Source organism: Microbispora sp. H13382, from assembly GCF_014161445.1.
Classification (GTDB): domain Bacteria; phylum Actinomycetota; class Actinomycetes; order Streptosporangiales; family Streptosporangiaceae; genus Microbispora.
The window spans coordinates 30,805-51,249 of the sequence record NZ_JABBXA010000023.1 but is presented as its reverse complement, the minus strand read 5'-3'; the positions used below and the strand labels follow the sequence as shown (position 1 = coordinate 51,249).

The window sequence follows — 20,445 nt, the reverse complement described above, 5'->3', positions numbered from 1 at the left end:
AACGCCTGACTACGGAACGCCTGACTACGAAACGAGGGGATGGACGCGTGGACGCGGGGCTGTTTCTCGCCGACCTGGAGGCGAAGCCAGAGGCACTGGAGGCGCTGGCCGGCTTCCTGGACGGCGGCGATCCGTTCGAGGGGCTGACGCGGCGGTTCGACCGCGTCGTGTTCCTCGGCATGGGGAGTTCGCGCTACGCGGCGGGGGTAGCGGCGCAACGGCTGCGGGCGGCCGGAGTGGACGCCGTCGCGGAGTACGCCTCCGCCGCGCTCGGCACCCCGCCCGGCCCGCGCACCGCCGCCGTCGTCGTGTCGGCGACGGGCGGCAGCCGGGAGACGCTCGACGCCCTCGCCCGTCACCGGGGCAGGTCGTTCGTCGTGGCGCTGACCAACCGGCCCGGCTCCCCCGTGACCGAGGGCGCCGACCTGGTCGTGCCGATGCTCGCCGGCGAGGAGCGGGGCGGCGTCGCCTGCCGGACCTTCCAGCACACGCTCGCCCTCCTGCTCACGCTCGCCGAGGGCCCCGATGCCGTGGCGGGCCTCGTACGGCGGGCCGCGGCGGCCACCGCCGACCTGCTGGATCGGCGGCGTGAGTGGCTGGCGGACGCCGTGGGGCTGCTCGACGGGCCGCACGGCGTCTACACGATCGCGCCGGCCGAGCGGCTGTCGTCGGCCGAGCAGTCGGCGCTGATGTTCCGTGAGGGACCGCGCATCCAGGCGGACGCGTGCGAGACGGGCGACTGGGCGCACGTGGACGTCTATCTCACCAAGACCCGCGACTACCGGGCCGTGCTGTTCCCCGGGTCGCGCTACGACGAGCAGGCGATGGAGTGGATCCGCATGCGCGGGTCGCGCGTGCTGGCCGTCGGCGGGGAGGTCGAGGGGCAGGCGGCGGCGGTGCGCTATCGCCACGACGACGATCCGGACGTCGCCCTGCTCACCGAGACGCTGGTGCCCGAACTCGTCGCCGCGACGCTCTGGGGGCGGTAGGTCTCCGGAGGTCAGCTCCCGAGGAGCCACCGCGCCGCCCGCCGCAGCAGTGTGCGGCGCACCGGGTTCTCGTACGACCGGGTGTCGTGGCCGAGCGCGTCGTACACGACCCTGCCGCCCGCCACGGTTCTCGCCCACAGCAGGGGCTGGTCTCCCGAGTACGCCAGCGGCTCCACGTCCGGGAGGACCTCGAGGTCGGTGTAGACCTCGTCGGTCACCTCGAAGCCGGCCAGGCCGTCGACGATCGGATGACCGGCGCCGAGCCGGACCTTCGCCCTGCCGATCGGCGGATGGTACGACGTGCCCCACCTCCAGGCGCCGCCCAGGATCTCGGCCCACTCCGGCCAGTCGTCGAAGCAGAGCGAGGCGGTGTGCACGGCCAGCAGCCCGCCGCCCCTCCCGAGGTGGTCGAGCAGCGTCCGCCTGACGGAGTCCGGCGTCTCGAAACGCCAGCGGTCCCGCTCCTGCGCGAAGTCGTCGCCGTCCATCCTCCATCGGAACGCGTTGACCGTGATCAGGTCGACCGGCGCGGGCGCGGCGAGGGCTCCGGCGACGTCCTCGGTGATCTCCGACTCGATGCCGATCTCAGCGAGCACGTCCGCGAGGGCGGCTGAGGTGGCCGGGAAGTCGTGGGCTACTCCCCCGGACAGGATGAGGTTGCGCGGCATAGGCAATCACCATAGATGTGAAGGGCCCAGACACCGCTGTCGGGGAGGACGCCGTGCGCATCACCGTTTTCGGAGGCACTCGGGGTTCGCGGCCGGACGCGCCCGCCCCGCCGGGCCCGCTCTCACCGCGGCGGACGTGCTGCGCATGGCCACGATCGAAGGCGCGGCCGCGCTGGGCATGAACCGCAGGATCGGCTCGCTGCGCCCCGGCAAGCAGGCCACATCGTGATCCTGGACGCCGGCGCCCCCGGCCTCGCGCCCGTGCACGACCCGGTGGCCGCGGCCGTCACGGCGGCCGGCACCGCCGCCGTGGACACGGTGCTGGTCGGCGGGCGCGTCGTCAAGCGCGGGGGCCGCCTCGTGGGCGTGGACGTGGACCGCGCCCGCGACCTCGCCGTACGCGCGGCCCGGCACGTCACCGCGCACGCCAGGACTACATCCGCAAGGTGACTTTTTTGCTCCGGTGACAATCGCCCTTTCGGGTGAGACCTTGAGTCGAAGCTATCCGAGGGGGCGGCGTCATGAACGCCTGGTCGGTACCGGGATACCGGGAGGTGCGCGAACTCGGCGCCGGCGGCGCCGGACGGGTCGTGCTGGCGACCTACGTGACCACCGGCGCCTACGTGGCGATCAAGTACCTGCGCGAGGAACTGCGGCGGGACCGGCGCTTCCTCGCCGGCTTCCGGCACGAGGCCCGGGTCATGGTCGAGCTGAACGATCCCAACGTCGTGCGCCTGTACGAGTACGTCGAGGCGCCCGACGGCGCGGCGATCGTCATGGAGCTCGTCGACGGGGTCTCACTGCGCAGGATCCTCGCCGAGCACGGCTCGACCAGCCCGGAGGCGGCGCTGGTCGTGCTGAAGGGCTCGCTCGCGGGCCTGTCGGCGGCGCACGCCGCGGGCATCGTCCACCGTGACTACAAGCCGGAGAACGTGCTGATCCAGGCCGACGGGACCAGCAAGTTGTCGGACTTCGGCATCGCGACGCCGAGCGGCTCGCCGGACGCGCCCGCGGGCACCCCGCCCTACATGGCTCCGGAGCAGTGGTACGGCGGGCTCGCCGGCCCCTCGGCCGACGTGTACGCGGCCACCTGCGTGTTCTACGAGTGCCTCACCGGGCGGCGGCCCTACCGGGCCGGCGATCTGACGGCGCTGCGCATGCTGCACCGCAGCGCTCCCGTCCCGGCGGCGGACGTGCCGGGCTCGGTGCGGGGCCTGGTCGCGCGCGGCATGGCCAAGAACCCGGCGGACCGGCCGCCCACCGCGCGGGCGTTCATCGCCGATCTGGAGACCGCCGCGACCGCCGCGTACGGGCCCGACTGGGAGCAGCGCGGCCGCCGCCATCTGGCCGAGCTGGCGACGCTGCTGGCGCTGACGTTCCCCCTGGCCGCTCCGGCCGAGCCGGTCGAGGCGTCCACCTCGCTCGCCCAGACCGTGCTGTCGGAGCGGCTCACGCGCTTCGCGCCCCGTTTCGCCATCGGCGCCGCCGTTCTGTCGGCCGCCGTGATCGCGGCGGTGGTCGCGGCCAACCGGCAAACCCCGGTGGCGCAGGACACCCTGCTCACCCCGCCGCCGCGGAGCGCTCCGGCGGCGCTGCCCCCGGCCACGGACTCCACGGAAGCGGTCCCGCCGGTCACAGCCGAGACCGCACCCGACGAGACGGCATCGGGGGAAACGGCACCGGACGAGACGACACCGGGCGAGACCGCGGAGAGCGATGCGGGGCCGGACGACAACGCCGGGACGACGCCGCCCGACCTGTCCGGCACGCCGGTGTCGTCCGTGTCCACCGGGCCGGCCGTCCCGCCGAGCCACTCCGTCCCGCCGGGCTCTTCGGGGCCGCCGGACTCTTCGGGGCCGAGCGCCACCCCCTCGCACCTGGGCGCGACCGCGTCGCCGGCGCCGGCGCGGGTCACGGACCTCGGCATCGCGGCGTTCGACGGCCAGGCGGTCACGGTCGACGTACGGGCGAGCACGACGGCCCGGGTCCTGCTCACCGCACGTTTCGCGGCCGGGCCGTCGCCGGACGCGCTCACCGCCGCGCCCGCGCAGACGGTCGGGTTGCGGGGCGCGACGTCCTATCACATCGGGCTGCAGCAGCCGTTCCCCGCCCCGGCCTGCGGGACCACCGTCTTTCGTCGGGTCGAGGTGTCCACGGCCCCGGCCGCCCGCGGGGGCACCCGCGCACAGACGCGGAGACTCACCGGGGCGCCCTGCCCGGCGCCCGCCGTCGAGGACGTGGCGATCGACCGCTGGGACGGCAGGGCGGCGGCCGTGACGGTGCGGACCACGGGCAGGGGCCCGGTCAGGGTCTCCACCGTCTTCACGCGCGACGGCCGCTCGACAGCGGCCGACACCCGTACGCTCTCGGGCCGCACGTCCTACTCCTTCACGGTGGCCGCCGGCCTCGGGCCCGTGGAATGCGGGAAGAGGGCCCTGTTCGGGGTGCGCGTCACGACCGATCCGGCCTATCCCGGCGGGCCGCGCCAGGCCGAGGTGGGGGTCGGCGGCCCCCGGTGCCCGCGGCCGCAGGAGTCCCCCTCGGGTCAGGGGAACGAGAGCCCCACCCCGCCCAAGACGCCCGACCCACCCAAGTCACCCGATCCGCCAAGGAGCGATACACCCACGACTCCTGATCCGCCGAGGAGCCCGGTGCCGGGGGACCCCGGGCCGCGGGAGCCGGGGCGGCAGAGTCCCGATCCGCAGGACAGCCCGCCTCCTCCGGTGGTCGACTGACCCGCGCATGACGGGCGGGTGGCGTGAAAGATTCACCGCCGTCCCGACCGACAGTCTTTCGCATGCTTTTCGAAGCGCCTGTTCACCAGGGGTTTCCCATCGTGCTGTCAGAACGGCGGACACCCTCGTGCCGTTGACGCGTCATTGCGTGCCGGTTTGACTCCCGACAGCGACAGAAGCGATGTCCGCGTACATCGGCACCCTTGATTGTTAGCGCTAACGCGAATACTCGGGAGACTCGGGAGAAGCCCGTGCGTATTGAGAGCTCTTTTCGCCGGCGGTTGACGCTGTCGGCCGCCGCCGTGCTGCTGACGGCCGGCGCCGGGGTGGCCGCGACGCACGCCGCGTCGGCGGCCGCGGCCGGGTGCCAGGTCGGCTACACGGTCACCAGCCAGTGGCAAGGCGGCTTCGGCGCGAGCGTCAGCGTCCGCAACCTCGGTGACCCGATCAACGGCTGGAAGCTGACCTGGTCGTTCCCCGCCGGGCAGACCATCACCCAGCTGTGGAACGGCACCCACACCCAGTCCGGCTCCCAGGTCACGGTGACCAACCTCTCCTACAACGGCGGCATCCCCACCGGAGGCAGCACGGAATTCGGGTTCAACGGCAGCTGGAACGGCTCCAACCCGGTCCCGTCCAGCTTCGCCCTGAACGGCGTGACCTGCACCGGCGGCGTCACCTCTCCCAGCCCCAGCCCCACGCCGAGCCCCAGCGCCAGTGCCAGTGCCAGCGCCTCCCCCAGTCCCAGTCCCAGTCCCAGTCCCAGCGCCTCGCCGAGTGCCAGTCCCACCCCGCCGAGCAGGCCGGCCATCGAGAACAACTTCCCGGTCACCAGGGAGGGGGCGTACGGCACCAACCGCTACACCGTGTTCCGGCCGTCGAACCCCGCGGCCGTGGGGCGTCCCATGCCCGTGCTGGTCTTCGGCAACGGGGCCTGCGCACACACCAACGGGAGCGAGGTCGTCCAGGCGCTGACGTTCGTCGCCGCCCGCGGGTTCGTCGTGGTCGACACCGCGTCGGTCGACGGCTCGCCGAACGGCGTGCAGAGCGGGTCCCCGATCCCGTCGCTGCTGACCGACGGGATCAGCTGGGCCGAGCGGGAGAACGCCCGCGCCGGCTCGCCGCTCTACCAGCGCATCGACCTGTCCAGGGTCGCCACGGCCGGGCACTCCTGCGGCGGGCTGGAGGCGCTGATCGCCGGCCAGGACCGGCGGGTCAAGAGCGTCGTCTCGCTGGACAGCGGGCTGTTCGCCGACGGTTCGTTCGGATACTCACGCGCGGAACTGTCCAAGCTGCACACCCCGGTGATGTTCCTGGACGGCGGGCCCTCCGACATCGCCTACGACAACACCCGGGCCAACTACGACCTCACCCAGGTGCCGGCGGTGCTGGCCGAGCATCCGCAGGCCGGTCACGTCGGGTTCATCACCGGCAGCCAGATGACCGACGGCATGACCGCGGTGGTCCAGTTCCTGGACATGACCCTCAACGGCAACGCCACGGCACGCGCGTACATCCTCGGCCCCTCGGGTCTGGCGGCCAGAGCCCCCTGGACGGTCCGGAGCAAGAACTTCTGACCCGGACACCGGTGCCGTGCGAATGAGCGCGTCAGGGACGAGCGTGCCGGCCCGCGCCGACGAGTTCGGGCTCCGCCGGCCCGGCCGGCTCGCCGTCCTCCTCATGGCCCTCGATGGACAGGTTCGGCAGGATCCGGTCGAGCCACCGCGGGATCCACCAGTTGAGCCTGCCGAGCAGCACCATCGTGGCGGGCACGAGGAAGCCCCGGATCAGGGTCGCGTCGACGGTGATGGCCACGGCCAGCCCGACGCCGAACACCTTGACCAACGGGTCGGGGTAGGCGATGAAGGCGGTGAACACCGCCACCATGATCAGCGCGGCCGAGGTGATGACGCGGCCGGTCGACCCCAGTCCCTCGGCCACCGCGCTCCGGTTGTCCCCGCTGCGGGCGTAGGCCTGCCGTACGGAGGTGAGCAGGAAGACCTCGTAGTCCATCGACAGGCCGAACAGCACGGCGAACAGGATGAGCGGCACGTACGTGTCGATGGGCACCGAGAAGAACAGCGTGGCGAGGTAGGACCCGTCGGCCGAGGGCGGGGGGTCCATGCCGACCAGGCGGCTGCCCAGGCCGTGGGAGAACACCACGGCGAGGGCGCCGAAGGCTGCGCCGAGCGAGACGAGGTTCATCACCGCCGCCTTGACCGCGACCAGGGGCGCGCGGAAGGCCAGCAGCAGGAGCAGGGCGCTGAGCAGCACGACGATGCCGACGACCAGCGGCGTCCTGCCCATGATGCGGTCGCCCGCGTCCGCCAGCCCGGCCACCTCGCCGCCGACGTGGACGTGCGCCCCGGGCACCTCGATGGCCCGCACCCGCTTCACCACGTCGAGGGCCCGCGGGTCGCTCGGCGCGTAGTCGGGCACGGCCTGGATGAGCACCGAGCGGCCGTCCTCGTTGACCTTCGGCGGGGCGACGAACGCGACGCCCTCGGTGTGCTCGACCCGCTGCCGCAGCACCTGCACGACCGGGTCGGGCGGCGTCGAGTCGGCGATCTTCTGGTCCAGTTCGGCCACGACGACGAGCCCGCCGTTGGCCCCCGGGCCGAAGCCCGCCTCGATCAGCTCGTACGCCCGGCGGGCGGAGGTGCCCTTGTCGCCGTACCCGTTGTCGAGCGGACCGAGCTTGATCGTGGCGGCCGGGGCGGCCAGCGCCGCCAGCACGACCACGGTGACGGCGAGCACCCGCCAGGGACGGCGCGCCACCCAGGCGCCCAGCTTGGCCCAGCCCGTGGCCGGGCCGTCGCGGCGGGCGGTGCGCCCGGAGAACGGCAACCGCAGCGCGTTGATCCGGTGCCCCAGGATGCCGAGCAGCGCCGGCACCAGCGTGATCGACGTGAGCACGGCGCACACGACCGAGACGCCGGTGATCCAGCCGAGCGTGCGCAGCAGCGGGAAGCCGGTGAGCATCAGCGCGCTCAGCGCGATCACGACCGTGCCGCCGGCGAACAGCACGGCCCCGCCCGAGGAGGCCACGGTGCGCCGCACCGCCTCCCGCACCGGCACGCCGGCGGCCAGCAGCGACCGGTGCCGCGACAGCAGGAACAACGCGTAGTCGATGCCGACGCCGAGGCCGATCATCGTGGCCAGGATCGACGCCGTCGAGGGCACGTCCACGACGTGCCCGAGCAGCGCGATCACGCCGAGCCCCACGCCGATGCTGATCAGCGCGGTGAAGATCGGCACGAGCGCGGCGACCAACGTCCCGAAGGCGAACAGCAGCACCAGCAGCGCGACGACCACGCCCGCGACCTCGCTGGCGCCGGTCTTGATCTGCTTGTCGGCGGGAGTGGAGCTGTCGGACGGGACGACCTCGATGCCCGCCCGCGCAGCCGGCGCGGCGGCGGCGACGAGCTGCTCGGAGGTCTGCGCGATCTTGGTGGTGTCCTGCCCCTTCAGCCGTACGGTGATCATGCCGATCCGCAGGTTGGACGACATGCCGCCGATCCGGTACGGCGTCTCCACCTGGGTGACGTGCGGCGCGCGCCGCAGGGCGTCCATCGACTCCTCGACGGCCTGTTTGCGGGACTTGTCGATCAGTGTGCCGTTCGCCGTGTAGAGAACGAGCTGCACTGTCCCGCCCGGGTCGAATCCCGGGCCGAAGCCCTCGTGCATGAGTTCGTGCGCCCGCTGCGCGTCCGTGCCGGGGATCGCGACGTCGTTGTTCACCGGCCGGCCCCACACCAGCGTGCCCGCCGTGAGCAGTCCCGCCGCCAGCACCCACAGCGTCAGCACGATCCAGCCGTGGCGCGCGCACCATCCGCCGAGCCGCCCCAGAAGCCCGCTCATCGTCGTCCGTCCCGGGTAGCATGTCCTGACGGCCGTCCTGTACGGCCGTACAAAACAAGGGTAAACGGAACTTGTCGGCGGGCGAGCGGCACGCCGGAAAATGAGACGATGACCACACTCGACCAGGGGAACGCGACCCGGTCCCGGATCCTGGCCGCGGCCCGCGACCTGTTCGCCGAACGCGGGTACGCCGCCGTGTCGCTCGCCGACATCGCGGCGGCGGTCGGTCTGACCAAGACGGCGGTCGCCTACCACTTCCATCCCAAGGACAGGCTGGCGGCCGAGATCATCGCCCCGGCGGCCGACGACCTGCTCACGCTGCTCGGCGCCCGGTTCCCCGGGCACCGGGAGTTCCTGCGGGCGTTCACCGCGTTCGCCGTACGGCACCGCGCGGTGGTCCGGCTGCTCACCGAGGACATCGGCGGCGCCGACAGCGCCCCTCCCGGATCGCCCGGCGAGGCGATCAGGGAGTTCGGCCGGGAGCTGTTCGCCCGCCTGGCCGGGCCGGACCCCTCCCCGAGCACGCGCGTACGCGCCTGGGCCGCCCTCGGTGCGGTGCAGTCCGGGGTGGTGAAAACGATGGACGTGCCCGCGGAGGTGGTCGAGGAGAGACTGACCGCCGCCGCCGTCGCCGTGTTCGAATCTTGATATATCGATCCCCTTGCGATCACTTGCGGAGCGCGTCACATTCACGTGTGAACGTTCAACCTTTCCGCCGCGTCCTAGGAGACACCAGCGGGACGGATGCGAAGGGAGTGACGGCCAGCCTTGGACGTATCGGCCGCCGGCGAGGGCCGCGCGGGCACGCTCGGTCAGGTGGTGTCGGCCCTGTCGAAGACGCCGCGGACCGTCCTCGTCCTCGGCGAGCCCGGCATCGGGAAGACGCACCTGCTGAACGAGGTCGCGGCGCGGCTCAAGGGCTACCACGTGCTGCGCGGCCAGGCCCGCGAACTGGACGGCGGGCGCGCCTACGCCCCCCTCGTCGATGCGCTCGGCGCGCTGCGCGGTGAGGCGGCCGACGTACTGTCCGACCTGCTCGACGCGATCGACCAGGCCGCGTTCGGGCACCCCGCGGCGGCGCCCGGCGCGATGGCCGCCCGCCTGCTGGAGTCGCTGCCCGGCCCGACCCTCCTCGCCATCGACGATCTACACCTGGCCGACGCCGACACCCTGAGCGTGCTGCGGGCCCTGCCGCGCCGCCACGACGCCGTCGCCATCCTCGGCACCGCCCGCCACCCTCCCCCGCTCGACGTGGACCTGTCCGTCCGGCTCCAGCCGCTGAACATGGCCGAGATCGCGGACCTGGTCGGCACGCTGCTCGGCCGTACGCCGAGCGACACCGTCCTGCGGCGGATCCACGTCGCGAGCCGGGGCAACCCGTGGTTCGTGCAGGAGGCCGTGCTGGCCCTGGTGCAGGGCGGTGCCGTGCGCTCTGCGGATCCGGGGGCGCGGCGTGGCGCGATCCTGAGCCGCCTGTTCCAGCGCGACCGGGGCGGACGCGACCTCGCCCGCGTGCTGGCCACGTTGTCGCGGACGAGGGAGAGCGCCGATCTCACGGCCCTCGCCGAACTCGCCGGGCTCGACCCGCCCCGGGCGGAACGCGCCTTCGAGGCGCTGGTCAGGGATGGCGTGGTGACCGAGAACGGCGACGGCTACGCGCTGGCGCACCCGCTCGTGGCCGAGGCGCTCTACGACGACCTCGGCGCCTCCGGCCGGCGCGAGGTGCACCGCCGCATCGCCGCCATGCTCGAACGGGAGGGGCTGACCGGGACCAGACGGGTCCTGGAGTGGGCCACCCACATGGCCGAGGCGGGGCCGGCCGCCGAGGCACTGCCCGCGGTGCTGCGCGCGGCCGAACTGACCCGCTGGACCGCGCCGCTGTCGGCCGCGCACTGGTACGGCAAGGCCGCCGAGCTGTCCCCGGAGCCCGGCGAGCTGCTGGCCAGGCAGGCTCTCGCGTACTGGAAGGGGTCGCGGCCCGCACTGGCGCTGAACTCCGCGCAGCGTGGGCTCGCCGTGCTGCCCGCCGGGCGGCGGCGCACCCGCGCCGCGTACACCGCGGTCGGCGCGGCCCACGTGATGGGCTGGTACGAGGTGGCCCTCGACGTGGCCCGCCGCCAGATCCCGAAGGCCGACGACGCCTCGGCGCTGCTCGCGCAGCAGGCGCTGGTCAGCGCGGAGATGGGCCGTCCCAGCAGGGAATCCGCCCGGCGGGCCTGGGAGGGCCTGGCCGACTGCCCGCCGCAGGACCGCGCGATCACGGTCGGCTACCTGGCCCTTCACGCGCTCGTCCAGGGCGACTGGACCGAGACGCGGCGGGCGGTCGACGACCTGCTCACCTTCGCCGCCGCGCTGCCCCCTGGCGCCCGGCTCGCGTCGCTGGAGTCGGCGGCGCACGTGCTGGCGATCGCCGGGCAGCGCTCGCGCGCCGTCGAGGTGCTCGACCAGGCCGAGCAGATCCACCGCGGCCTCGGCTGGCACGACATCGCCGGGCAGCACGTACGGACCATGGCCGTGATCCGGCGGATGAGCGGCGAGTGGGCGCGGGCGCTGGAGGAGATCGCGGTCGCGGCCCGGGCGCTGGCCGAGGCGGGCCTGCTGGAGAACCTGGCCCTCCTGCGCAACATGGAACTGGACATCCTGCTCGACCAGGGCAGGCTGGACGAGGCCGCCCGGGTCCTCGCCGAGCCGCCGCCCGGCTCGGCCCTGCAGCAGGGCATGCGATGCGTGTTACGCGCGCGCCTGGCGGCGGGCCGCGGCGACATCGCCGCCGCGCGGCGCGAACTCGACGACGCCCTCGCGTACGAGGTGCCCGAGGTGGTGCACCGGGCGCTGGCGATCAAGGTGCTGGTGACGGCAGGGGCGGGCGACGACGCGGGCTGCCGGGCGGCGGCCTCCCGGCTGGAGGAGCGGTCGGCGAACGGCACCCCCCGGGCCCGGCTCGCGGCCGACCTGGCGGTGGGCTGGGCGTTCCGCGACCGCGCGCGGGCGGGCGCGGCGCTGGAGCAGGCCCGCGCGGACGGCCTGCCGTTCGAGGAGGCCCGGGCCCGGCTGGTCCTCGGCGCGCTCGGCGACACCGCGCAGCTCCCCCGCGCACACGCGATCTTCACCCGGCTCGGCGCCGCGCCCTGGGCGGCCCTGTCGGAGCGCCGCCTGCGTGCGGCCGGGCTGGTCCCCGAACCGGCGGGCCGCCTGACCCCCGGGGAGCGCCGTGTCATCGAACTGGTCGCCGACGGGCTGAGCAACCCCCAGATCGCCGAGGAGCTGCACTACAGCCGCAAGACCGTCGAGGTCTATCTCACCCGCGTCTACGCGAAGACCGGCCTGCGGTCGCGCGTCGAGCTCGCCCTGGCCGTCGAACGCGGCGAGCTGTGACAAGTCCGCCTGTCCACGAGAGGCGGCGGGGCGTCAGGCGGCGGGGAAGTCGGTGGCCGGGGCGGTGAGAGCGGCGGCGTCGACGTTCGCCCGCAGGGCCTCGACCTTGGCCACGGCGTAGGAGTGGGCGTCCGACCCGAGCAACTGCCGCAGCGGGCCTTCCCCGGTCAGGACCCGGCCGATGATCGCGCGGGCGCCCCTGACCGGGTCGCCGAGCTGGCTGCCCTGAAGCTTGAGGTGGTCGAGGGTCATCTCGCGGATGGCCGGGTAGTGCGCGGTCGTCTCGGCGGGCAGGGCGAGGGAGTCCGCGGTGAGGAACTCGGTGCGGAAGTAGCCGGGCTCGACGATGGTGACCTTGACGCCGAAGTCCGCCACCTCGGCGGCGAGCGCCTCGCTCAACCCCTCCAGCGCGAACTTACCGGCGCAGTAGAGGGCCCAGCCCGGGACGGCGGTCAGGCCGAGGATCGAGGACACGTTGACGATGTGGCCGCCGCGTTGCTCGCGGAGGATCGGCAGAGCGGCGCGCAGCACGTTCCACACGCCTACGACCTGGACGTCGAGCATGTCGCGGACCTCGCGGTCGCCGGTCTCCTCCACTGCGGCCAGGAAACCGTAGCCCGCGTTGTTGACGACGACGTCCAGGCCGCCGAAGCGTTCGGTGGTCTCCCGGACCGCACCCTTGACCGCCGCCTCGTCACGCAGATCGACGGTGAGCGGGAGAAGGCGCGCCGTCTCGACCCCGTCACCGAGTGCGGCGAGCAGCCGCTCCGGCGACCGCGTCGTCGCGGCGACCTGGTCGCCGCGCTCCAGGATCTGCCTGACCAGTTCGAGGCCGAGGCCGCGGGAGGTGCCGGTCACGAACCAGGTGGCGGGACGATCCGCTGGGAATCTCATGGTGATCCTCTCGAATGTCGCGAGTGGCGCCGGCCGGGGAGCCCCGGGACCGGCACGGCTCCAGCTTCGTTCACCGCGACCCGCTGCGGACGTCCATATCGCGCCCTGCGCGACCGCGCACGGGGGAACCTAGGACGCACAGGACCAGTCAGGAACGCACGGCAGGCGAGAGACTGGATTCGTGGCCGGAACCAACCGTGAACTCGCCGACTTCCTGAGACGCGCCCGCAGCCAGGTCGACCCGTCACGGGCCGGCCTGCCCTCCGACGGCCGCGTGCGACGGGTCCCGGGGCTGCGCCGCGAGGAGGTCGCCTTCTTGGCCGGAGTCTCGACCGACTACTACGCACGCCTCGAACAGGGCCGGCGCATCACCCCCTCGCCGACCGTGGTCGAGGCCGTCGGCCGTGCCCTCGGGCTCGACGACGCCGGGCGCGCGCATCTGCGCGACCTCATCGGGATAACCGCGGCCCCCGTCCTGCGCCGGACTCGCGGCGTCCAGCGCGTGCGCCCCGGGCTCTACCAGCTCCTCGACGCCCTCGACGGCGAGCCCGCCCTCGTCCTCGGCCGCCGCACCGACGTCCTCGCCGCCAACACGATGGCGAAAGCACTGTTCACGGACTTCGACCGGCTACCGTCCCGCCGGCGCAACTACGCGCGGTGGATGTTCCTCGACGACGAGGCCCGATCGCTGTTCGTGGACTGGGACGTCCAGGCACGCGCCGCGGTCGAGAGCCTGCGGCTCGACGCGGGCCGCGACCCGGACGACCAGGCCACCGTCGCACTCATCGCCGACCTGCGCGAGCACAGCCGTGAGTTCGCCCACTGGTGGGAACAGCACCGCGTCCACCAGCGCACCCACGGCTCCAAGCGCCTGCGGCACCCTCTCGTCGGTGAGCTGACCGTCGAGTACGAGACCCTCTCCCTGCCCGGCGACCCGGATACGACGCTCTTCGTCTACACCGCCGAAGCCGGCTCGTCCTCCGAACGCGCCCTGGACCTTCTCGCGAGCTGGACCGCCGAGTCCCTCACGGGCCGGCGCGGACACTAGGGATCTCCCTACTGGGCACCGTCCGCCCGGAGGATCAGGCTCTTGACCATGGAATCACCGATCCTCTCGTACGCCGACGAGGTCTGGCGTGGTTCGGTGCGCCCGGAGGACGTGCCCTATTCAGAGCTCCGCCGAGACGGGGTGCAGGAGATCGCCTACGGCGTGGCGATGTGGCCGGCGTGCGGCAACGTGTACGTGGTCCGAGGCGAGGAAGGGCTCGGCCTCTTCGACACCGGCGACGCCCACGAGGCCTCCCAGTCGTACCGCGCGATCAGGAAGTGGTCGGTAGAGCCGCTCAAATACGCCATCTTCTCGCGCAGCCGCGCCGAGAGGCTGACCGGCATGGAGGAGTTCGACGCCGAACCGGGCACCCGCCCGCTGGTCGTGGCGCAGGAGGGACTGGCCCGCAGGCTCACCCGGCAGGCCAGGACGGCCGGCTACAACGCGGTCGTCGACCTGCGCGAGCGGGGCTTCCCCCGGCTGGTCTGGCCGCCGCCGCAGCGGCTGCCCGACCTGACCTACCGCGACCGGCTGTCGCTATCGCTGGGAGACGTCACCTTCGAGCTCATGCACGCCCGCGGTGACAGCGAGGACGCCACCTGGGCGTTCCTGCCCGAGCGTGGCGTGCTGCTGACCGGCGACCTGTTCGCCTGGACGGTTCCCGGAGCGGGCGACCCGCAGCGGGTGCAGCGTTATCCGGACGACTGGGCGGTGGCGCTGCGGACCATGGCGGCGCTCGACGCCGACCTGCTGCTCCCCGGGCGTGGGCTGCCCGTCCGCGGGTCGGCCCGGGTGCGCCGGGCGCTCGCCGACACCGCCGACTATCTCGACAGCCTGGTGGAGCAGACGCTCGACCTGATGAACGCGGGGGCCCGCCTGGACGAGATCCTGCACTCGGTCAAGCCGCCCGCCGCGCTCGCCGGACGGCCCTACCTGCGAGAACGTCACGACGAGCCCGAGTTCATCGTGCGCAACATCTGGCGGCTGCACGGCGGCTGGCATGACGGCAACCCCGCCAACCTCAAGCCGGCCCCGGACGCCGTGTTCGCCCGCGCGGTCGCCGAACTGTCCGCGGGAGCGGCGTCGGTCGCGGGCCGGGCCGTCGCCGCGGCCGCCGACGGCGACCTGCGCCTGGCCTGCCAGCTCGCCGAGCTCGCCGCGCAGGCCGAGCCGGAGGACCGGAAGGTGCACGAGATCAGGGCCCTCGTCTACGCGATGCGGGTCCAGCAGGAGCCCGGCGCGATCGCCCGGGGCGTGTACGCGTGGGCCGCGGCCGAATCACGCAGCAAGACCACCGGCATGGACCTGCTCGACGTCTACCACGACGTCGCCGAGGGCCGTATGTGGTGGATGCCGAGCAAGGCCAACTGAGGAGCTTGTCCGTCACGACGGCCGGCGGGCGCGGGGAGGGGAGCGACCGCCGGCCCTGACGGTAACCTTCCTCTCGTGCTCGAACAGATCACGGCGACGCGGTACGTCGCGCCCCTGCGCGAGGGCGGGTCTCTGCCCGGTGTCGTCGAAGCCGACGATCTCGGCACGTACGTCGTGAAGTTCCGCGGCGCCGGGCAGGGCAGGCGGGTGCTCGTCGCCGAGATCGTCTGCGCCGAGCTCGCCAGGCGGCTCGGCTTCGCCACACCGGAGCTCAAGGTCATCGACCTCGACCCGCAGCTCGGCCTCCGCGAGCCCGACGAGGAGATCCAGGACCTGCTCACGGCGAGCGCCGGGCACAACCTCGCGATCGACTTCCTGCCCGGAGCACTCGGCTTCGACCCGCTCGCCTGGGAGCCCGACGCCGAGTTCGCCTCCCGGGTGCTGTGGTTCGACGCGCTCGTCCACAACGTGGACCGGAGCTGGCGCAACCCGAACCTGCTCGTCTGGCACGGCGGGGTGTGGCTGATCGACCACGGCGCGGCTCTGTGGTTCCACCACAACTGGCCGACGGCGGACCCGCGGCGCCGGTTCGACGGCCGCGACCACGTGCTCGCGCCGTTCGCGACGAAGCTGGAGCAGGCCGACGCGGACCTGGCCGCGCTCGTCACCCGCCCGCTGCTCGACGAGGTGACCGCGCTCGTGCCGGACGAGTGGCTGGAGGGCGAGCCGGGCTTCGCGGACGCGCGGGCCGTACGGCAGGCCTACACCGAGCACCTGCTCGCCCGGGTCGCGGGGCCGCGCGACTGGCTGCCGGACCCCGCTACCAGCACCGCCACCAGCACCGCCACCGCCTCCGCCTCGCAGCTCCGCGGCGAGCGGGGCGCGACGATCGGCGGCTTCTGGCGCGCCACCCGGGAGGGCGGCCGATGAGCGACCTGGACGTCTACGAGTATGCGGTGATCCGCGTGGTGCCCAGCGTGGAGCGGGGCGAGCTGGTCAACGCCGGGGTCATCCTCTACTGCCAGCCGCGCGGCTACCTGTGCGCGCGGGTCGAGCTGGACGAGGCCCGGCTGCTGGCGCTGGGCACGCCGGTGGACCTGCCCGGCGTACGACTGGCCCTGGCCGCCTACGAGAGGGCGTGCGGCGAGGAGGCGGGGCCGCTGGGCGGGGAGCCGCTGGGCGCCCGGTTCCGCTGGCTCACCGCGCCGCGCAGCACGGTCGTCCAGACCGGGCCGGTGCACGCCGGGCTGACCCGCGACCCCGCGGCCGAGCTGGACCACCTGCTGACCCGGCTGGTCCGTGCGACGTCGGCCGCACCCGGCGGTAACAGCAGCACGGTCAGAACAGCACGGACATGAACGTGTCGACCTCCTGGAAGCCCACCTTGCGGTAGACCGCCCTGGCCGGGAGGTTGAAGTCGTTCACGTAGAGGGTGACGACCGGGGCGAAGTACTTCAGCGCCTGCTCGACCACGGCGGCCATGCCGGCCGCCGCGTGGCCGCGTCCGCGCAGGTCGGGATGGACCCACACGCCCTGGATCTGGCACGCCTGCGGCGTCACCGCGCCGATCTCGGCCTTGAAGACCACCTGGCCGTCGTCGATGCGCGCGTACGACCGCCCGATGCGGATGAGTTCGGCGACCCTGGACCGGTAGAGCGCTCCGCCGTCGCCGTTGTCCGGCGAGACACCCACCTCTTCGGTGAACATGGCCACGCAGGCGGGCAGCAAGGTGCCGAACTCCTCGGGCCGGACCCTGCGTACGAGCGGGTCCGGTTCGACCGCGGGCGCGGAGCTCGTGGCCATGACCGGCTGGGCCCACCGGATCGCGCGGGCGCCGCCCCAGTGCGGCTCCAGCCGCTCCCAGAACTGCTCCACGGCGCCGGCCGGACCCACGATGGACGAGCAGCGGCGGCCCTGCTTGCGCGCCCTGTCGGCGAAGGCGTGTACCGCCTCGCGGGTGGCGTTCACGGGCACCAGGTTGGCGCCCGCGTAACACAGGGACGCGAGCCCGCCGCGCGGGCCGTAGCCCCACATCTGACCGCCGAGCCGTGCAGGGCTGAGGCCGACGGCCCTGACCCGGGCCGCTACGAACACATTGGCGACCGGATCGGTGTCGAGGAGCGCCAGAACCTCGTCACGATCGCTGTCGTCGAGCACGCGCGACGCCGATGTTCGCAGCATCACGGGGCCAGCCTACGCGAACGATTCCCGTTTGGGAGGTATCGGCCCGGCTGCGCTCACCGTCGTACGGCCGAGACGTGGGCGGGCGTCCCCTGCGCGCCCTCCGTGACCTTCATCAGCGTGGCCCGCGGCTCCGGCCCGGCCGGGCAGGTCGCGTCGGCGCCCCGCTTGCCCCTGCGCTGCGGCAGCAGCGTCGCGTCGCGCAGGTAGGCCGCCAGGTGCCGGTCCACGCACGCGTTCCCCGCGAGCGACACGCCGTGGTTGCCGCCGCCCGCGGTCAGCAGGCGCGCGGTCGGGAACAGGCGGCGCATGCGCAGCGCGCCCTCGTACGGCGTGGCGGCGTCCCGCTCGGCCTGGATGAGCAAGATGGGCGGCAGGTGTGGTGTGCCCACCTTGACCGGCGTGCCGCCCTTCTCCGGCCAGAAGGCGCAGGGCGCGTTGTAGACGGCGTTGGGCCAGGCCATGAACGGCGCCTCGGCGTGCGCCCGGCGCGTGTCGGCGCGCCAGCGCTCCCAGGACCGGGGCCAGGCGGCGTCCCGGCACTCCACCCCCAGGTAGACCGCGTAGGCGTTCTCCTCCTTCGCGTCGATCTCGGCCTCCAGGTGGAACAGTTTCACCAGGATCGAGGGGTCGCCGTCGCGGACGTAGGCCGAGAAGGCGGCGCCCAGATACGGCCAGAGGCGGTCGCTGTAGGCGCCGTTGGAGAAGACGTCGTCCAGTTCGCTCGGGCCCACGATCCCGCCCGCGGGCCTGTCGCGCAGCCGTGAGCGCATGGAGTACCACGCGAAGGACACCGCCGCCTGCGTCGTGCCCAGCTTGTAGACGTCGCCGTGCTCGGCCACCCAGGCGAGGAAGTCGCGGTGCCGCCGGTCGAAGCTGTGGTCCTGGGCGATGTTGGCCTCGTACCAGACCCCGTCGGGGTCGACCACGCTGTCGAGCACGAGCCGGCGCACCCGCTGCGGGAACAGGGTGGCGTAGACCGCCCCCAGGTAGGTGCCGTACGAGTAGCCGAGGTAGCTGATCTTCTCCTCGCCGAGCGCCGCGCGCACGGCGTCCATGTCCCGCGCGGTGTTCTCCGTGGTCAGGTAGGGCAGGAACCAGGACCCGCGGTTGCCGCAGCCCTCGGCGTACTGCTTGGCCCGGCCGATCAGCGCCTGCTCCTCGGCGTCGTTCCTCGGCACGTTGTCCGGCCGGGGCGGCGCGTAGAAGCGGGCCACGTCGACACACGACAGCGCGGGCTTGCTGGGGGCGACGCCGCGCGGCGCGAAGCCGATGACGTCGAACCGTGCGGCGACGTCCTGGGGCAGCCGGGCCGCGACGAACCGGGCCAGGCTGAGCCCCTCGCCGCCCGGCCCGCCGGGGTTCACCAGCAACGCGCCGAGGTGGTTGCCGTCACGCGAGGCCGTGCCCTTGATCCGGTTGAGCGCCAGCGAGATCTGCTGGCCGTACGGCTCGCGGTAGTCGAGCGGGACGCGCAGCTCCGCGCACTCCTGGGCGGGCTCCCGGCGGGCGGACCGGGCCGGGCCGAGGGCGCCGCCGGAGGCCGACGCGGGTTCCGGCGGACACGGCTTCCATTCCAGCGGACGCTGCGGCGGCCCCCAGTGCCCGGCATGGTCGGATCCAGCCGCCGCTTCAGGTCCGACCAGCCCGGCGACCAGCGCCGCCACGCCCACGACCACACCCACGACCCGCTTCACCGGCACGCTCCTCTGCTCCCTTTACGGCAGAGGACAGCTTCGCGGCGTGATCGGCGGGGTACGGGCCGTACTACCCGATCATTGCCATTGTGTAGTCAGAGCATTGCTTGATGTAACACGCCCGAGGTCAGCGGACGACGACCTCCGGGCCGGCGGCCTCGTCCTCGTCGAGGTCCACGTCGACGCCCATCTCCTCGGCGAGGCGCAGGGCCTCCTCGATGAGGGTCTCGACGATCTGCGACTCGGGGACCGTCTTGATGACCTCGCCCTTCACGAAGATCTGGCCCTTGCCGTTGCCGGAGGCGACGCCGAGGTCGGCCTCCCGGGCCTCCCCGGGGCCGTTGACGACACAGCCCATGACGGCCACGCGCAGCGGGACCTTGAGCCCGGTCAGCCCGGCCTGCACCTGCTCGGCCAGGGTGTACACATCCACCTGGGCCCGGCCGCAGGAGGGGCAGGAGACGATCTCCAGGCCGCGCTCGCGCAGGCCCAGCGACTCGAGGATCTGATTGCCGACCTTGACCTCCTCGACCGGAGGCGCCGACAGCGACACCCGGATGGTGTCGCCGATGCCCTCGGCCAGCAGCGCGCCGAACGCCACCGCGGACTTGATCGTGCCCTGGAACGCCGGCCCCGCCTCGGTCACGCCGAGGTGCAGGGGGTAGTCGCAGCGCTGGGCGAGCAGCCGGTAGGCCTGGATCATGACGACCGGGTCGTTGTGCTTGACCGAGATCTTGATGTCGCGGAAGCCGTGCTCCTCGAACAGGGAGCACTCCCACAGCGCCGACTCCACCAGCGCCTCGGGAGTGGCCTTGCCGTACTTCTGCAGCAGGCGCGGGTCGAGGGAGCCGGCGTTGACGCCGATCCTGATCGGCACACCGGCGTCGGAGGCGGCGCGGGCGATCTCGCCGACCTTGTCGTCGAACTTCTTGATGTTCCCCGGGTTCACCCGGACCGCGGCGCATCCGGCGTCGATCGCCGCGAACACGTATTTGGGCTGGAAATGGATGTCGGCGATGACGGGGATCTTGGATTTCCTCGCGATGGCCGGCAGCGCGTCGGCGTCGTCCTGCGACGGGACCGCGACACGGACGATCTGGCAGCCCGACGCGGTGAGCTCCGCGATCTGCTGGAGGGTGGCGTTGACGTCGGCGGTCAGCGTGGTGGTCATGGACTGCACCGAGACCGGCGCGTCCCCGCCGACGGGGACCGAACCGACCATGATCTGACGCGACACCCGCCGCTTGGCGATCGGCTGGGTCCGTACGGCGGGAATCCCGAGATCAACAGACATTTCTGCACCTTGTTGTGATAGGCGACGCCCGGTGGGGGGCCCTCCCAGTCTAAGGAGTGCCGTGAGGCCGGACGGCCCGAAACCTTTCACGAGGAATGAAGGTTTCATGACCCGTCACGGAAGAAACCGGCTCGACCTGCGCCTATCGGCACCGTGCTCGCGGGCGGGGTGGGCAGACGGCCGGGGCCGACCTACAGTCCGAACAGCGTGAGCGCTCTCGCACCATCTGGCCGGTTTGTGTCAAAGGCTGTCCCCCGGGCCGACGTGCTCGCGCCGTCGGCGGTGCCGTGCTGCACCACGAGTGCGGCAGCCATGACCACGCGAAAGGGTAG

The 20,445-nt window shown here is 73.0% G+C and carries 17 protein-coding genes; 11 read left to right on the top strand and 6 right to left on the bottom strand.

Annotated features, from left to right (window positions below; genetic code table 11):
• Positions 1–47: 47 nt before the first annotated feature.
• Positions 48–989, top strand: a complete 942-nt coding sequence (locus tag HHX41_RS41290) for an SIS domain-containing protein (RefSeq protein WP_182909142.1) — start codon at positions 48–50, stop codon at positions 987–989.
• A gap of 11 nt (positions 990–1,000) precedes the next feature.
• Here HHX41_RS41290 and HHX41_RS33480 read toward each other — a convergent pair whose 3' ends face one another.
• On the bottom strand, positions 1,001–1,657 hold the full coding sequence (locus HHX41_RS33480) for a ThuA domain-containing protein (RefSeq protein WP_169979648.1): 657 nt from the start codon (positions 1,655–1,657) through the stop codon (positions 1,001–1,003).
• Here HHX41_RS33480 and HHX41_RS42465 point away from each other — a divergent pair.
• The 4 genes from HHX41_RS42465 to HHX41_RS33465 all read left to right on the top strand — a co-directional run bounded on the left by HHX41_RS42465 (position 1,566) and on the right by HHX41_RS33465 (position 5,969).
• The gene (locus tag HHX41_RS42465) at positions 1,566–1,886 is read left to right on the top strand and encodes an amidohydrolase family protein (protein WP_396795561.1); all 321 of its coding nucleotides are present in this window, start codon (positions 1,566–1,568) and stop codon (positions 1,884–1,886) included. The two genes, HHX41_RS33480 and HHX41_RS42465, sit on opposite strands and share 92 nt — an antisense overlap.
• Complete coding sequence (locus tag HHX41_RS39910; protein ID WP_220504648.1) at positions 1,883–2,107, top strand: hypothetical protein; 225 nt, start codon at positions 1,883–1,885, stop codon at positions 2,105–2,107. The genes HHX41_RS42465 and HHX41_RS39910 overlap by 4 nt, the downstream gene beginning before the upstream one ends.
• A 71-nt stretch (positions 2,108–2,178) precedes the next feature.
• Positions 2,179–4,392, top strand: coding sequence for a serine/threonine-protein kinase (locus HHX41_RS33470; protein WP_182909141.1), 2,214 nt, complete (start codon positions 2,179–2,181; stop codon positions 4,390–4,392).
• Positions 4,393–4,643: 251 nt separating this feature from the next.
• Positions 4,644–5,969, top strand: a complete 1,326-nt coding sequence (locus HHX41_RS33465) for a cellulose binding domain-containing protein (protein WP_182909140.1) — start codon at positions 4,644–4,646, stop codon at positions 5,967–5,969.
• 31 nt (positions 5,970–6,000) lie between these two features.
• On the opposite strand, the gene HHX41_RS33460 is transcribed toward HHX41_RS33465, so the two are convergent.
• Entirely contained in the window at positions 6,001–8,253 is a 2,253-nt protein-coding gene (locus tag HHX41_RS33460; protein ID WP_182909139.1) for an MMPL family transporter, read from the bottom strand.
• Between the two features lie 108 nt (positions 8,254–8,361).
• Here HHX41_RS33460 and HHX41_RS33455 point away from each other — a divergent pair, with 108 nt between their 5' ends.
• Together HHX41_RS33455 and HHX41_RS33450 are read left to right on the top strand one after the other, a co-directional pair.
• On the top strand, positions 8,362–8,901 hold the full coding sequence (locus HHX41_RS33455) for a TetR/AcrR family transcriptional regulator (protein WP_182909138.1): 540 nt from the start codon (positions 8,362–8,364) through the stop codon (positions 8,899–8,901).
• A gap of 120 nt (positions 8,902–9,021) precedes the next feature.
• Positions 9,022–11,628, top strand: coding sequence for an AAA family ATPase (locus tag HHX41_RS33450; RefSeq protein ID WP_182909137.1), 2,607 nt, complete (start codon positions 9,022–9,024; stop codon positions 11,626–11,628).
• Between the two features lie 33 nt (positions 11,629–11,661).
• On the opposite strand, the gene HHX41_RS33445 is transcribed toward HHX41_RS33450, so the two are convergent.
• Entirely contained in the window at positions 11,662–12,522 is an 861-nt protein-coding gene (locus tag HHX41_RS33445; protein ID WP_182909136.1) for an SDR family NAD(P)-dependent oxidoreductase, read from the bottom strand.
• Positions 12,523–12,703: 181 nt separating this feature from the next.
• Between HHX41_RS33445 and HHX41_RS33440 the strand changes: the two genes are divergently transcribed.
• The 4 genes from HHX41_RS33440 to HHX41_RS33425 all read left to right on the top strand — a co-directional run bounded on the left by HHX41_RS33440 (position 12,704) and on the right by HHX41_RS33425 (position 16,299).
• A complete protein-coding gene (locus HHX41_RS33440) occupies positions 12,704–13,570 on the top strand; it encodes a helix-turn-helix domain-containing protein (protein ID WP_182909135.1) in 867 nt (288 codons plus the stop codon).
• 48 nt (positions 13,571–13,618) lie between these two features.
• A complete protein-coding gene (locus HHX41_RS33435) occupies positions 13,619–14,941 on the top strand; it encodes an alkyl sulfatase dimerization domain-containing protein (protein ID WP_169988911.1) in 1,323 nt (440 codons plus the stop codon).
• 75 nt (positions 14,942–15,016) lie between these two features.
• Positions 15,017–15,871, top strand: coding sequence for a HipA family kinase (locus HHX41_RS33430; protein ID WP_310742302.1), 855 nt, complete (start codon positions 15,017–15,019; stop codon positions 15,869–15,871).
• Positions 15,868–16,299 carry a DUF3037 domain-containing protein gene (locus HHX41_RS33425; RefSeq protein ID WP_182909134.1) on the top strand — a complete coding sequence of 144 codons (432 nt, stop codon included), beginning with the start codon at positions 15,868–15,870 and terminating at the stop codon, positions 16,297–16,299. The genes HHX41_RS33430 and HHX41_RS33425 overlap by 4 nt, the downstream gene beginning before the upstream one ends.
• Here the strand turns inward: HHX41_RS33425 and HHX41_RS33420 are convergent.
• From HHX41_RS33420 to ispG, 3 genes are all read right to left on the bottom strand, one after another.
• Positions 16,280–17,122, bottom strand: coding sequence for a GNAT family N-acetyltransferase (locus tag HHX41_RS33420; RefSeq protein WP_182909201.1), 843 nt, complete (start codon positions 17,120–17,122; stop codon positions 16,280–16,282). The genes HHX41_RS33425 and HHX41_RS33420 overlap by 20 nt on opposite strands.
• Positions 17,123–17,178: 56 nt before the next feature.
• The gene (locus tag HHX41_RS33415) at positions 17,179–18,819 is read right to left on the bottom strand and encodes an alpha/beta hydrolase (protein ID WP_182909133.1); all 1,641 of its coding nucleotides are present in this window, start codon (positions 18,817–18,819) and stop codon (positions 17,179–17,181) included.
• A gap of 127 nt (positions 18,820–18,946) precedes the next feature.
• Positions 18,947–20,113 carry a flavodoxin-dependent (E)-4-hydroxy-3-methylbut-2-enyl-diphosphate synthase gene (ispG, locus tag HHX41_RS33410; RefSeq protein WP_169988914.1) on the bottom strand — a complete coding sequence of 389 codons (1,167 nt, stop codon included), beginning with the start codon at positions 20,111–20,113 and terminating at the stop codon, positions 18,947–18,949.
• Between the last annotated feature and the right edge of the window lie 332 nt (positions 20,114–20,445).